General features: G+C 70.7%; 12 protein-coding genes. 6 read left to right on the top strand and 6 right to left on the bottom strand.

Annotation, left to right across the window (positions count from 1 at the left end):
- Nucleotides 1-97 precede the first annotated feature (97 nt).
- The 3 genes from FHX37_RS18370 to FHX37_RS18360 all read right to left on the bottom strand — a co-directional run bounded on the left by FHX37_RS18370 (nt 98) and on the right by FHX37_RS18360 (nt 3,200).
- Nucleotides 98-427, bottom strand: coding sequence for a lactococcin 972 family bacteriocin (locus tag FHX37_RS18370; protein WP_141925472.1), 330 nt, complete (start codon nt 425-427; stop codon nt 98-100).
- Nucleotides 428-1,223: 796 nt separating this feature from the next.
- Nucleotides 1,224-1,505 (bottom strand): hypothetical protein, encoded by a 282-nt coding sequence (locus FHX37_RS18365; protein ID WP_141925471.1) that lies wholly within the window; start codon nt 1,503-1,505, stop codon nt 1,224-1,226.
- A 12-nt stretch (nt 1,506-1,517) separates the two neighbouring features.
- The gene (locus tag FHX37_RS18360) at nt 1,518-3,200 is read right to left on the bottom strand and encodes a sodium:solute symporter family protein (RefSeq protein WP_141925470.1); all 1,683 of its coding nucleotides are present in this window, start codon (nt 3,198-3,200) and stop codon (nt 1,518-1,520) included.
- Nucleotides 3,201-3,672: 472 nt separating this feature from the next.
- On the opposite strand from FHX37_RS18360, the gene FHX37_RS18355 reads away from it, so the two are divergent.
- Genes FHX37_RS18355 through galK form a run of 4 tightly spaced genes read left to right on the top strand, consistent with a single transcriptional unit; the run spans nt 3,673 to nt 7,644 of the window.
- The gene (locus tag FHX37_RS18355) at nt 3,673-4,467 is read left to right on the top strand and encodes a DeoR/GlpR family DNA-binding transcription regulator (protein WP_141925469.1); all 795 of its coding nucleotides are present in this window, start codon (nt 3,673-3,675) and stop codon (nt 4,465-4,467) included.
- Nucleotides 4,464-5,543, top strand: coding sequence for a galactose-1-phosphate uridylyltransferase (gene galT / locus FHX37_RS18350; RefSeq protein WP_141925468.1), 1,080 nt, complete (start codon nt 4,464-4,466; stop codon nt 5,541-5,543). Before FHX37_RS18355 ends, galT begins: the two co-directional genes overlap by 4 nt.
- Nucleotides 5,540-6,499, top strand: coding sequence for a UDP-glucose 4-epimerase GalE (gene galE / locus FHX37_RS18345; RefSeq protein ID WP_141925467.1), 960 nt, complete (start codon nt 5,540-5,542; stop codon nt 6,497-6,499). The genes galT and galE overlap by 4 nt, the downstream gene beginning before the upstream one ends.
- Complete coding sequence (galK, locus tag FHX37_RS18340) at nt 6,496-7,644, top strand: galactokinase (protein WP_141925466.1); 1,149 nt, start codon at nt 6,496-6,498, stop codon at nt 7,642-7,644. Before galE ends, galK begins: the two co-directional genes overlap by 4 nt.
- A 57-nt stretch (nt 7,645-7,701) precedes the next feature.
- Here the strand turns inward: galK and FHX37_RS18335 are convergent, their stop codons facing one another.
- The 3 genes from FHX37_RS18335 to FHX37_RS23000 form a co-directional block, all read right to left on the bottom strand.
- Nucleotides 7,702-8,322 (bottom strand): DinB family protein, encoded by a 621-nt coding sequence (locus tag FHX37_RS18335; RefSeq protein WP_141925465.1) that lies wholly within the window; start codon nt 8,320-8,322, stop codon nt 7,702-7,704.
- Nucleotides 8,323-8,449: 127 nt separating this feature from the next.
- Nucleotides 8,450-9,784: an MFS transporter gene (locus FHX37_RS18330; RefSeq protein WP_170181636.1), complete on the bottom strand. Its 1,335-nt coding sequence runs from the start codon at nt 9,782-9,784 to the stop codon at nt 8,450-8,452.
- Nucleotides 9,730-10,131, bottom strand: a complete 402-nt coding sequence (locus tag FHX37_RS23000; RefSeq protein ID WP_170181635.1) for a hypothetical protein — start codon at nt 10,129-10,131, stop codon at nt 9,730-9,732. The genes FHX37_RS18330 and FHX37_RS23000 overlap by 55 nt, the downstream gene beginning before the upstream one ends.
- A 226-nt stretch (nt 10,132-10,357) precedes the next feature.
- Between FHX37_RS23000 and FHX37_RS18325 the strand changes: the two genes are divergently transcribed.
- Together FHX37_RS18325 and FHX37_RS18320 are read left to right on the top strand one after the other, a co-directional pair.
- Nucleotides 10,358-10,993: a TetR/AcrR family transcriptional regulator gene (locus FHX37_RS18325; RefSeq protein WP_141925463.1), complete on the top strand. Its 636-nt coding sequence runs from the start codon at nt 10,358-10,360 to the stop codon at nt 10,991-10,993.
- Nucleotides 10,990-13,230 carry a glycoside hydrolase family 3 C-terminal domain-containing protein gene (locus FHX37_RS18320; protein WP_141925462.1) on the top strand — a complete coding sequence of 747 codons (2,241 nt, stop codon included), beginning with the start codon at nt 10,990-10,992 and terminating at the stop codon, nt 13,228-13,230. The genes FHX37_RS18325 and FHX37_RS18320 overlap by 4 nt, the downstream gene beginning before the upstream one ends.
- Nucleotides 13,231-13,277: the final 47 nt, after the last annotated feature.

Raw genomic sequence — 13,277 nt, 5'->3', positions numbered from 1 at the left:
GCCGGGGCCGGGGAGCGTGGTGGATGCGGGTGTCCGCCGGCGGGATACATCCCTGCCGGCGGACACCGTCGTGTGCTCGAGCGGGTGCGGGTGTGCCTCAGCAGGTCGTCCTGTAGTAGCTCTCGTTACCGAACAGCTTGGTGGGGGCCTCGGTGATGGACCAGCTTCCGGCGGCGGCGGTGTCCCTGTCGGTGTACCGTCCGACGGAGGTGGAACCGTGGCACGTGCCGTTGTGGAGGTAGTCGGACCATACGTAGGACGTGCCCGCGCCGTGGTCCCACTTTCCGCCCTCGGGCGGGTAGGTGATCTCGGCGGAGGCCGCGCCCGCGGAGAAGGCGGCGATTCCTCCGGCCAGGAGAACCGGTGCCACCGCGCGGCGCACCATACTTTTCTTCCGGGGGTTGGATCCAGGTGTCAGGCGAGGCATTGTCCCTCTCCTTTTCTGTTGTGTTCCAGGGGGTGTGAAAACCCTAATCGGTGCGTCGCGGCCGGGGCAAGAATATTCGGGGGGAACGCGCAGGCGCGGTTTCCGTGTCCGATTGTTTCCTGACAGAGGAAAATGCAGGTCACGGGTTCGTGTTCGGCCGCGTGGCGGGAGCGGTGGTGCACGTGGGGTGTGGTGCGTCCGAATTCGGCCATTTTTGTGTTCCGATTGCGCTCCCGCTGGTCATGTGCTAATCGGGTCGATGGGGTTTCTTCTGGCATCGGAATTCTCATTATAAACTTCCGTCACATGACAAACTGAGGGAACTCCGGTTTGCGCGCAATTCAAGGGTGTGGTGACAATTATGTCTATCAGGGAAAAATATAATTAATGCGGTGTGTACCGAATTTTTCGGTCAGGTTGCGGGCGTCGCTGGTGAGGGGTGCGCGTTCCGTGGTGTCCTCCGGTCCGGTGGTGTCCGAGGCCACGGCCGCGAGGCAGCCTGCGCGCGACACCGGCGGCTACCGAGATCCGGAGCTCTGCGCGCCGGTGCGAACGGCCACGCTCCGGTGGCGGGACCAGGACGGCTCCGTAGCGATGCGGTGGTGTCGCTGGATGCGCGGTTGGGTCGGGGCGCCGGGAGGCCGTTCCCGCTGGCCCGCGTCACTCCCAGCGGAACTGCGCCGCGGCGACGGCGGTCGCGGCGGCTGGGGCTTGGGAACCGTGCGGCTCGGGGCAGGGCCGGCGTGGTCCCCCCGTGTGGCCCTGCCCGGGGCCGCGTGCCCCGGGCAGGGGCGGGTCACTCGGAGTTTTCGGTGGTGTCGGAGGACTCCTCGGGCATCCGTACGGGGCGCAGCGCCACCCAGCAGGCGAGGAAGCCGGAGAAGGCGAGCATGCCGAGCCCCGACCACAGGTTGATGTTGACGCCGGCCGCCTTGTCGAGCTCCTCCGGCGACTGGAACATGCCCAACCCGGTCAGGACCACCCCGTAGATGGTGAACAGCAGGGCGATCACCACCCGGATGTCGAACACACTGCCGGAGCGGCCGCCTCTCTCGGAACCGGGGGTTTCGGTGTTCATTGCGACTCCTCGTCAGTCGAAGATGAGGTTGAGCGCGATGGTGAGTGCGAGGACGAGCCCGGCCATCAGCGCCGGCTTGCGGTACCACCCCGAGTCCTGCCCGGTGGTGGAGGCCGTCCGGTCCTCCTTGGGGGTCAGGGAGTAGACCAGGCCGACCAGCTCGGAGTCGGCCTTGGGCCTGGTCACCAGGCTGACGCAGATGCTGGCCACGATGTCGACGACGAAGGCGGCGCCCGCCCCGACGAAGCTCGCGCCCTGTCCGGGAAGGTCGAGCACGCCGGTCTCGGCCAGGGAGAACACGAGCACGGCCGAACCGGTCCCGAGCACCAGCCCCACCCAGCCGGCGGTGGGGGTCATCCGCTTCCAGAACATGCCGAGGATGAAGGTGGCGAACAACGGCGCGTTGAAGAACGAGAAGAGCTGCTGCAGGTAGTCCATCAGGTTCTCGTAGCCGGAGGCGATGAACGCCGTGCCGACCGCGCCGACCGTGGCTCCCGCGGTGACCCACGGTCCCATCCTCAGGTAGTAGGAGTCGGGCTTGTCCCTGACGACGTAGGACTGCCAGATGTCGTAGGTGAACACCGTGTTGAACGAGCTCAGGTTGGCCGCCATCCCGGCCATGAAGGACGCCAGCAGCCCCGCTAGGGCGATGCCGAGGATGCCGTTGGGCAGCAGGTCCCGCATGAGCAGCAGGATCGCGTCGTTGTAGTCCACGTCGGCCGAGCCCCCGGCCTTGAGGGTGACGATCTCCGAGACCGACACCCCGGCGATCATGCCCGGGATGACCACGATGAACGGGATGAGCAGTTTGGGGAACGCGCCGATGATCGGGGTCCGCTGGGCCGCCGACATGCTCCTGGAGGCCATGGCGCGCTGCACCTCGACGAAGTTCGTCGTCCAGTAGCCGAAGGCGAGGACGAAGCCGAGGCCGAAGACGATGCCGAGGACGCTGAGGAAGCTGTTGCCGAAACCGGTGAGCTCGGTGGCGGGCCAGGCCGAGAGCTGCTCGGCCCCGCCGGGACTCTCGCTGACCCGCTCGACGAGCCCGGACCAGCCGCCCACCTTGTGCAGCCCCACCAGTGTCAGCGGCAGCAGCGCGCCGACGATCACGAAGAACTGCAGCACCTCGTTGTAGATCGCCGCGGAGAGCCCGCCGAGGGCGGTGTAGGTGAGCACGATGAGCGCGGAGACGATGAGGGACAGCCACAGCGGCCACCCCAGCAGCAGGTTCACGATGCTGGCCAGCAGGAACAGGTTCACACCCGCGATGAGGATCTGGGCGGCCGCGAAGCTGATGCCGTTGACCAGGTGGGCGGGCCGGCCGAACCGCAGCCGCATGAACTCCGGGACGCTGCGCACCCTGGAGCCGTAGTAGAACGGCATCATCACCAGTGCGAGGAACAGCATGGCCGGCACGGCGCCGACCCAGAAGTAGTGCATCGTCGGCATGCCGTACTCGGCGCCGTTGGCCGACATGCCGATGATCTCTATGGCGCCGAGGTTGGCCGCGATGAAGGCCAGGCCGGTGACCCAGGCCGGAAGCGACCGGCCGGACAGGAAGAAGTCCAGGCTGTTGGAGATCGAACGCCGGGCCATGAAGCCGACGCCCAGCACGAACACGAAGTACAGCGCCAGCAGCGCGTAGTCGACCGTGCTGGCGTCCAGCCGTAACTGCTCTTGGGCTAGCGCGTCCACGGTGGCCAGTCCTCTCTGAAAACGTCGTCCTTACCTCTGTGCGGGGGTGTTGGGTTGGACGGACATGACCCGGGAGAGCGCGTCGCCACCTCTCACCGGCAATCACCCAAACACATGTGAAAGTAATCACTCAGAAACATGGACATCATCTACACGTTGTCCATAATTAGTCAACACTTACGATCAATAATGAACAGAAGGGGATGTCCGGACGTGTCCGGATGGGGAGGGGTGTGCCGCGTCCGGCCGGATGCCGAGTGGGGCGAGAGGTACCGCCGGTGAGTGGGGTACGGAGATCCCGTTTCACCGCGTCCGGGGAGGTGGGGGGCGTTTCCGGTGGACTGGAGGGTTTGACACCCGCCCCGGACATGGGAAAACTTAGTCAAACACAATCCAACACGAACAGACAGGTGTGAGTGGTGTCCGCGCGCCCGGGGAGGGGCGTCTTACGGAGGCACGAGAGGGGGAGCGGATGCTGGCCGCGCAGCGGCAGGAGCTGATAGTCGAGAAGGTGCAGCAGTCGGGCGGTGTGCGGGTCACCGACCTCGTCGAGGACTTCGCGGTCTCGGACATGACCATCCGGCGCGACCTGGACGTCCTGGAGAGCCGGGGAGCGATCCGCAAGGTGCACGGCGGCGCCGTGACCCCCCAGGGCGCCAGCACGGAGGAACCCGGCTTCGAGGCCAAGTCGGAGCGTGAGGAACGCGAGAAGCACGAGATCGCCCGCGAGGCCGCGCGGTTGGTCGAGCCCGACAGCGCGGTGGGGCTGTCCGCCGGCACCACGACCCGCACCGTCGCCGAGTACCTGCGCGACACTCCCGGGCTGACGGTGGTCACCAACAGCCCGCGGGTGGCCGACGTGTTCTACCGGCCCGGACGCCCCGACCAGACCGTCGCGCTCACCGGCGGGTTCCGCACCCCCTCGGACGCCCTCGTGGGGCCGCTCGCCCTGACCACCGTGCGCAGCCTGCACCTGGACGTGCTCATCCTCGGGGTGCACGGGATACAGGAGCGCGCTGGGTTCACCACCCCCAACCTCATGGAGGCCGAGACCAACAAGGCGCTGGTGGAGGCGGCCCGCAGCCTCGTCGTGGTCGCCGACCACACCAAGTGGGGAACCGTCGGCCTCAGCACGATCGCCCCGCTGAGCCGCTGCGACGTGCTCGTCACCGACTCCCGGCTCGCCACCCCGGCCCGCGAGACCCTCGCCGAGCACGTGGGGAACCTGCGCATCGCCGACAGCGACGAGGAGCGGACGCCGCAATGAGGAAGACACCCGCGCGGCTGGCCGACGGGCGCGAGATCATCTACTTCGACGAGTCCGGCAGCCCGCACCGGGAACTCCGGGACCCGCGCCCCTCCGCCCCGCCGCCGACAGCCTCGGAACTGCGGTTCGACCCGCTGACGGAGGAGTGGGTGGTCATGGCCGCCCACCGGCAGGGGCGCACCCACCTGCCCGCCAGCGACGCCTGCCCGCTGTGCCCCTCGACCGCCGAGCGCCACACCGAGATCCCCGCCTCCTCCTACGACGTGGTGACCTTCGAGAACCGGTTCCCGGCCCTGTCGTACGGCGAGGCCCCTCCCGGCGGCGCCGATGATCTGCCCGTGCCCCGGGCGACGGGTGAGGGGCGCTGCGAGGTGCTGTGCTTCGCCGACGAGCACGACGCCTCGTTCGTGGACCTCTCCCCGGACCGGGTCCGCACCATCGTCGACGTGTGGGCCGACCGCACCCGCGAGCTGTCCGAACTCCCCGGGGTGCGGCAGGTGTTCTGCTTCGAGAACCGCGGTGCCGAGATCGGGGTGACCCTGCACCACCCTCACGGGCAGATCTACGCCTACCCTTTCCTCACCCCCCGGACCCGCCGCACACTCGACGCGGCCCGGCGCTACCAGGAACGCACCGGCAACAATCTCTTCGCCGACACGCTGCGCGCCGAGCAGCACGCCGGAACCCGGATCGTGCGCAGGACCGAGTACTGGACGGCCTTCGTCCCCTCCGCCGCGCGCTGGCCGGTCGAACTGCAGGTTTACCCCAACCGCCGCGTCGGCGACCTGCCGGAACTGACCGAGGAGGAATGCGACGACCTCAGCGTCCTCTACCTCGACCTCCTGGGACGCATGGACCGGCTGTTCGGCCAGCCCCTGCCCTACGTCGCCGCCTGGCACCAGGCCCCCGTGCGTTCGCGGCGTGACCTGGCCTACCTGCACCTGGAACTCTTCTCCGTCCGCCGCGCACCCGACAAACTCAAGTACCTGGCCGGCTCCGAGGCCGCCATGGGGGTGTTCGTCAACGACGTCCTCCCCGAGACCACTGCGCAACGACTTCGGGAGGCCGCACAGTGAAACTGCTGGTAACCGGCGGCGCCGGCTACGTCGGCAGCGTGGTCGCCGCGCTTCTGCTGGACGCCGGGCACACGGTCACCGTCCTCGACGACCTCTCCACCGGCCACCGCGACGCGGTGCCGCCCGGCGCCTCGCTCGCCGAGGCCGACCTCACCGAGGCGGGAGACGTGCTGGACCCCTCCTACGACGCCGTCCTGCACTTCGCCGCGAAATCCCTGGTGAGCGAGTCCACCCGGGATCCGCGACCGTACTGGCGCACCAACGTCTCCGGCACGCTCGCCCTGTTGGACGCCGTCCGGCGGCACGGCACCGGGCGCGTGGTCCTCTCCTCCACGGCGGCCGTGTACGGCGAACCCGACACGGTCCCGGTGCCCGAGACCGCGCCCGCACTCGCCACCAACCCCTACGGGGACAGCAAGCTCGCGGCCGACCGGATGCTGGAGTCCTGGTCCGCCGCCTACGGCATCGGCGCGGTGAGCCTGCGCTACTTCAACGTCGCCGGCGCCCGCGGCCGGTACGGGGAGCGGCACGACCCGGAGACGCACCTGGTGCCCAATCTGCTTCGGGTGGCTAGCGGCCGGGAGGAGCACGCCCGGATCCACGGCACCGACTACCCCACCCGGGACGGGTCGGCCGTGCGCGACTACCTCCACGTGTCCGACCTCGCCGACGCCCACCTGCGCGCCCTCGACCGGGCCCAGCCCGGCACCTTCCGCGTCTACAACCTCGGAACCGGAAGCGGGTGCACCGTCCGGGAGGTGCTCGACGCCGTCCGGCGGGTCACGGGCCACCCCGTACCCGCCGTGGCGGGGCCGCGCAGACCGGGCGACCCGGCGGTGCTCGTGGCCTCCAACGAACGCGCCCGGCACGAACTCGGCTGGGAACCCCGCAGCACCATCGGGGACATCGTCGCCGACGCCTGGGCGTTCGCCCGGGAGCGGGGAGGGGCGCGGTGAGCGGTGTCCAGGAATCGTTCGCGGAGGTCTTCGGATACCCGCCCGAGGGTGTGTGGGCGGCTCCGGGGCGGATCAACCTCATCGGCGAACACACCGACTACAACGACGGGTTCGCGCTGCCCTTCGCGCTGGACCGCGTCCTGTCCGTGGCCGCCGCCCGGCGCACCGACGGGACGCTGCGGCTGCGGTCGCGCCAGGAGCCCCGCGGCGCGGAGATCCCCGTCACCGACCTGGAACCGGGGGCGCTGTCCGGCTGGGCGGCCTACCCCGCCGGGTCCGCCTGGGCGCTGACACGGGCCGGCCACCACGTCGGCGGGATGGACCTCCTCGTGGACAGCGCCGTCCCGACCGGTGCGGGACTGTCCTCCTCCGCGGCGATGACCTGCGCCAGCGCCCTGGCGATGGTGCACCTGTACGGCATCGGCAGCGACAGGTCGGACATCGCCCGCACGGCCCAGCGCGCCGAGAGCGAGTTCGTGGGGATGCCGTGCGGGACGCTGGACCAGACCGCGGCGATGCTGGCCACCGGCGGGCACGCGCTGTTCATGGACACGCGCTCGGCGCGGACCGAGCACGTGCCGTTCGACCCGCCGGCGCACGGGCTGGCGCTCCTGGCGATCGACACGCGCGCCCCGCACCGGCTCGTCGACGGCGAGTACGCCCAGCGCCGCAGCTGCTGCGAGCGGGCCGCACGGACCCTGGGGGTCCCGGCGCTGCGCGACGTCGACCCGCACGCCGCGGGAACACTCGACGCGCTTCCCGACGAACGGACGCGGCGCCGGGTGCGCCACGTGGTCACCGAGAACGAGCGGGTGCTGGAGACCGTGCGGCTCCTGAACGCGGGACAACCCCGCGAGGTGGGCCCGCTGCTCACCGCGTCCCACGCCTCACTGCGCGACGACTACGAGGTCAGCGCGCCGGAGGTGGACACCGCCGTGGACGCGGCCCTGGAGGCGGGGGCGCTGGGCGCGCGCATCACGGGGGCGGGGTTCGGCGGCTGCGCCATCGCCCTGGTCGAGGCCCACCGGGCGCAGTCCTGCACGGCGGCGGTGCGCGACGCGTTCCGCGGCGCGGGGTTCACCCCGCCGGTCGCCTTCGAGGCCGTCCCCTCGGCCGGTGCGCGCTGGGTGTCCACGGTGCCGTAGCCCTCGGGCAGCCCCGCTGCCGCTGGCGAGCGGCAGCGGGGGCGCGCGGCGCGTTCCTCAACGCTGCCCCGCCCGCCGGGCGGCGTCCTCCAGCCGGGCGCGGTGCTCCTCCCACCATCGGCGGTCGTCGGTGGGCATGTTGTCGTTGTCCCGCCGGCTCCCGACCGCGCCGTCCAGCATTTCCCGCACGATGTCGGCGTGGCCGAGGTGGCGCTGGGTCTCGGCGACGACGTGGGTCAGGATGAGGTGCAGTGTCACCGGGTTGCGCTTGTCGGGCCACCACGGCACCCGGCCGACCGCCTCCGGGGCCAGCTCCGCGACCGTGGCGTCGGCGTGCTCCCACGCCCGCCGGTACAGGCCGATGACGTCCTCCCGCGACTCCTCGGGGGTGGCCCACATGTCGAAGTCGGCCTCCATGGTGGAGGGGTCCAGGTCCCGGAGGAGACCGGTGGGACCGAACCAGGGGACGTGCTCGTCGAAGTGCCGGCCGAAGACCAGCCCGAGGTAGCCCAGTTCGATCATCCCCAGGTGTTTGACCAGCCCCAGCAGGTTGGTGCCGGTCGGTGTCATCGGGCGGCGGATGTCGTACTCGGACAAGTCCTCCAGTTTCCACAGCAGGGAGTCGCGGGCGTAGCGCAGGTAGCGGTGCAGGCACTCTGTGTGATCCGTCTCGGCCATGTCGAGGGTTCCCTTTCCGGAAGGGGATGTGTGTGCTCGGCGTTCGCCACGGACGATTGTCCCCGCGATGGCCGACATCCGCCGGGAACCGTGGCCAGGTGTCGTCAGGGCGTCTTGCTTCCGGCGGTCACGTACCGGGGTCGGCGGCGGGTGCCGCGTCGGCGCCCCGGTCCCCGTCCTGCGCTGGTTCTCCGAGGTCCGTGAGGGTGCGCACCTCCCGGCGCAGCGCCCACAGGACGGATCCCGTGAGGCCGGCGCACGCGAGGACGAGCGTGCCGCCCGTTCCCAGGGCGGTCATGGCCACGGCACCGCCCGCCAGCGCCCCGACGGGTTCCACGCCCCAGCTGAGGAGGCGGATCGTGGCAGTGACCCGCCCCAGGAACTCGCCGGGCACCAGGGCCTGCTTCACCGTCTCGCAGACGACGAGGTTGACCACCACCGCGTACGACCACGTCCCGAGCGCCACGGTCACCATCCCGACCGCCGCCCACTGCTGGACCCCCGCCGCCAGCGGCACCAGCAGCGCCACGGGCCCGGGAACGGCGAAGGTCAGGATGGCGGTGCGGCCGTGCCCCACCCGTTCCATGAGCCAGGGCGCTGTCGCCACCGCCAACAGGCCGGTGGCACCCGAGACGACGCTGGTCGCCCCGAGGAGTGTGGGGCTGAACTCCAGTTCCCGCACCGCGTAGAGGACGAACAGCGTGAAGAACATGGCGTGGAACAGGTTGGAGTGCGCCGCTGCCAGGGTGAGCGGGAACTGCACCCGGTCCCGGCGCAGCAGGGCGATCCCGAGCCGGATGGCACGTAGTGGCGGTTCGTGGCCGTTCTCCCCGTCCGGCCGCCGCCGCGGCAGCGTGCGGATCATGACACTGCTGAACAGGTAGGTAGCGGCGTCGATGAGCAGCACGACCGGGGCGCTCAGGAGCTGCACCAGCAGTCCGGCGGCCCCCGGGCCGGCCACGTCACCGACCGCGACGCTGCCCTGGATCCACGAGTTGGCGTGGCTCAGGGACCGCTTCGGGACCAGGGACGGAACGTAGGCGGAGCGGGCACTGTCGAACAGCAGCGTCAACGACTCGATGACCAGCATGGCCAGCGCCAGCACCCAGATGGTAAGCAGATCGCCCCAGAACAGCAGGGGGATCGTCACCAGGACGACCAGCCGGCCGAGGTTGGCCCCGTGCATGACCGACAGCCGCTCGTAGCGGTCGGCCGCCGCCCCCGCGGGTAGCGCGAGGAGCAGTGGGGCGGTGGCCCCGGCGGCCTTGACGACGCCCATCTCCCACGCGTCGGCGTCCAGCGCCAGGACGGCGATGAGCGGCATGGCGAAGAGGGTGATCTGGGTGCCGCCCATCGAGACCGATTCCCCGGTCCATAACCGGAGGAACCCCGTGCTCCGCAGTGTGCTCAGGTGCCGTTCCCCTCCGGAAGCGCGGCGTCTCGGGTTCGGTCGGTTCGACACAGGCAGCTCGCAGGGCCGTTGACGGTGGTGACAGATGCGCTCGTGAAGTCGACGTAGGACCGAGCACCGAGGGTGGGGCACCGTCCGCACGCCAGGTACTGGAGGATGTCATGCGCCGCCCAGGCCGCCACCACCGTGTTGCTCGGGCCGAACGACCACGGCGTGGGTTCCTGGAGGCGCTCCTCCAGATCCTGGCCGCGGTCGGACAGGTTCCGTTTCCGTTCGGACTCGAAACATGCGCGGCACGCTCCCGGGCCGGTGGCCGATAGCGGACCCCAGTAGCCGCGTTCGAGCCCCACAGCCGCCTCCATCATGGCGATGCCGTGGTGTTTGGTCCAGTTCGCCACGTCAGCGGCCGATCCGGGCGGGCAGGTGCCAGGCCCCACCGGGGCAGGAGACACGAGTGTGTCGGAGTTTCGGTGGGCGGGACGCGACGTTCCGTACGAGCGTCCCCTGGCAAAAAAATAACCAGCTGGTAGGTTTTGGGTCCGTGGCCGCGCATGGGACGGGTCGTTCCGACAGGCCGCAGCGCGTCCACACGTTCGGGTCCCGGCGCCGTGAGGAGAAGTTTCCGTGACCGAGCCCGCCCCGGGGCCAGCGCGCGTGTCCAAGGGGGAGCGCACCCGGCAGCGCGTCATCGACTCCGCCGTCGAGCTCTTCGCCCGGTCGGGCTACCGCGCGGTCTCGCTGCGCGACATCTCCGCGGAGGCCGGACTCACCCACGCCGGGGTGCTGCACCACTTCCCCGACAAACAAGCCCTGCTCCTCGCCATCCTCACCCGGCGCGACGAGATGGACGCGCCCCTGGTGCTGGCAGAAGGACTCACCGCGCGCGAGCGGCTGACCAACGTTCTGGCGATCGTCGCCCGCAACATGCGCACCCCCAGCCTGGTGTCGCTGTACACCAAGCTGTCCGCCGAGGCCACCGACCCCGACCACCCCGCCCACCACCACTTCGTCCGTCGCTACGAGACCCTGCGCGGCTGTCTCGTTCCCGCGTTCGCCGAGCTGCTCGACGAGCGGGCCACCGTCACACCACGACTCGCCGTCCAGCAGTTCCTCGCCGTCATGGACGGTCTGCAGGTGCAGTGGCTGCTGTGTCCACAGAGTGTGGACATGCCCGCCGCCGTCGAATCCTTCCTTGCCACCCTGGGGATAGCCGTCCCCGGCCTGGCCGAGTCCGTACCCGACCCCGAAGGGCCCGTATGAGCACCCCTGACGCGTTGGACCCCGCCACAAAGGCCGCGGCCACCTCCGGAAGCGACACCTGGCACACCACCGCCGTCCCGGGCACGCTGCGCCGCCTCACCCTCGCCGACGGGCCGCACGGTCTGCGCAAGCAGTCCGAGGGCGGAGACAATCTCGGCATCGGCGACAGCGTCCCGGCCACGTGCTTCCCGCCCGCCGTCGGTCTGGGCGCGACCTGGAACCCCGACCTGGTGCGGCGCGTCGGTGCCGCCCTCGGCACGGAAGCCAACGCGCTCGGGGTGGACGTGCTGCTGGGCCCGGGCATGAACATCAAACGCTCCCCGCTGGGCGGGCGCAACTTCGAGTACGTCTCCGAGGACCCTCACGTCACCGAACGCGTCGCCGCGGCACTGGTGGACGGCATCCAGTCCCAGGGGGTGGGGGCGTGCGTGAAGCACTTCGCCGCCAACAACCAGGAGACCGACCGGATGCGGGTCAGCGCCGACGTGGACGACCGCACCCTGCGCGAGATCTACCTGCGCGCGTTCGAACACGTCGTCCGCACCGCCGACCCGGCCATGGTGATGTGCGCCTACAACCGGATCAACGGGGTCCACGCCAGCCAGGACCCGTGGCTGCTCACCACACTGCTGCGGGACGAGTGGGGCTTCGACGGGGCCGTGGTCTCCGACTGGGGCGCCGTCGTGGACCGGGTCGCCGCGGTGCGTGCCGGGCTCGACCTGGAGATGCCGCCCAGCCACACCGACCGGCTGGTCACCGAGGCGGTCCAGCGGGGCGAACTCGACGAGTCGGTGCTGGACACCGTGGTGGACCGGCTGCGGCGCCTCCAGGAACGCGTCTCCAGCGACACCTCCCGGCCGGCGGAGCACGACAGCCACGACGCCCTGGCCCGCGAGGCGGCGGGTGAGGCGGTGGTGCTGCTCCGCAACGAGGGCGGCACCCTGCCACTGGACCCCGGCCGTTCCGTGGCGCTGATCGGCGAGTTCGCCCGCACTCCGCGGTTCCAGGGCGGGGGCTCCTCCCACGTGGTGCCGACCACCGTGCGCAACGCGCTGGACGCCCTCACCGAGGCCGTGCCCGGCGGGGTCACGTTCGCCCCCGGGTTCACCCTGGACGGCCGCCCCGACAGTGGCCTCGTCGACGAGGCCGTGGCGGCGGCCGCGGCGAACGACACCGCGGTGCTGTTCCTGGGCCTGCCCGAGGCCGCCGAGTCCGAGGGTTTCGACCGCTCCGGCATCGGGCTGCCCCACGACCAGCTCGCCCTGCTGGACCGGGTCCGGGAGGTCACCGACCGGGTCGTGGTCGTGCTGTCCAACGGCGGTGTGGTGTCGGTGAACGAGTGGCAGCATCAGGCCGACGCCGTCCTCGAGGGGTGGCTGCTGGGCCAGGCGGGCGGTGCCGCCCTGGCCGACGTGCTCACCGGTGCCGTGTCGCCCTCGGGGCGCCTGACCGAGACCATCCCGCTGCGGCTCAGTGACCACGGCTCCCACCTCGCCTTCCCCGGCGAGTACGGCCACTGCGTGTACGGTGAGGGCGTGTTCGTGGGCTACCGCTACTTCGACACCCTGGACCGTCCCGTGGCCTACCCGTTCGGCCACGGGCTGACCTACACCAGTTTCGCCTACGCGGATGCGGAGGCGAAACCCGACGGTGCCGACGGCTGGCGGGTGGCGTTCACCGTCACCAACACTGGCGGTTACACCGCCGCCGAGGCCGCCCAGCTGTACGTGGAGGTCCAGCAGGACCACCCCACCCGGCCCCGCCGGGAGCTGACCGACTTCGCCAAGGTGACGCTGGCTCCCGGAGAGAGCACCCGCCTCGAACTGGCCGCCGGCGCCCGTGACCTGTCCACCTGGGACCCGCTGAACCAGCGCTGGTCGTTGAGCGAGGGGACCTACACCCTCGCGGTGGGCGCGTCCTGCCGCGACCTCCGCCTCCGGGTGGACGTGACCAGTGAAGGGGACCGGTTCGCCCCCGCGCTCACCGCCCGCTCCACCATCGGCGAGTGGCGCGGCCACCCTGTCGGAGGGCCGGTGCTGGACGAGCTGCGCGACCAACTCCCGCCGGAGTTCCGGGAGGTTCCTGAGGAGATGCTGGCCATGGCCGACTCCATGCCGCTGGAAACATTGGCAACCCTGTCCGGGGCGCTCAGTGGGCAGGACATCGCCCGGCTCGTCGCCGAGACGGAGTCCCGGCGGCGGGCGGCGATCGACCGCGGCGAGATCACCGGTTCCTGAACGCGGCGAACGCACCGTCCCGGCCCCTCGGCCGCGCGAGGGCTGCC

The sequence above is a fragment of the Haloactinospora alba genome, from assembly GCF_006717075.1.
GTDB lineage: Bacteria > Actinomycetota > Actinomycetes > Streptosporangiales > Streptosporangiaceae > Haloactinospora > Haloactinospora alba.
This window is presented reverse-complemented; position numbering and strand designations above follow the sequence as displayed.

Excerpts from the sequence above, each read along its gene's own strand:
- FHX37_RS18355 (WP_141925469.1), top strand. The coding sequence starts at position 3,673 with ATGCTGGCCGCGCAGCGGCAGGAGCTGATAGTCGAGAAGGTGCAGCAG.
- galT (WP_141925468.1), top strand. The coding sequence starts at position 4,464 with ATGAGGAAGACACCCGCGCGGCTGGCCGACGGGCGCGAGATCATCTAC.
- FHX37_RS18370 (WP_141925472.1), bottom strand. The coding sequence starts at position 427 with ATGCCTCGCCTGACACCTGGATCCAACCCCCGGAAGAAAAGTATGGTG.
- FHX37_RS18335 (WP_141925465.1), bottom strand. The coding sequence starts at position 8,322 with ATGGCCGAGACGGATCACACAGAGTGCCTGCACCGCTACCTGCGCTAC.
- FHX37_RS18365 (WP_141925471.1), bottom strand. The coding sequence starts at position 1,505 with ATGAACACCGAAACCCCCGGTTCCGAGAGAGGCGGCCGCTCCGGCAGT.
- FHX37_RS18320 (WP_141925462.1), top strand. The coding sequence starts at position 10,990 with ATGAGCACCCCTGACGCGTTGGACCCCGCCACAAAGGCCGCGGCCACC.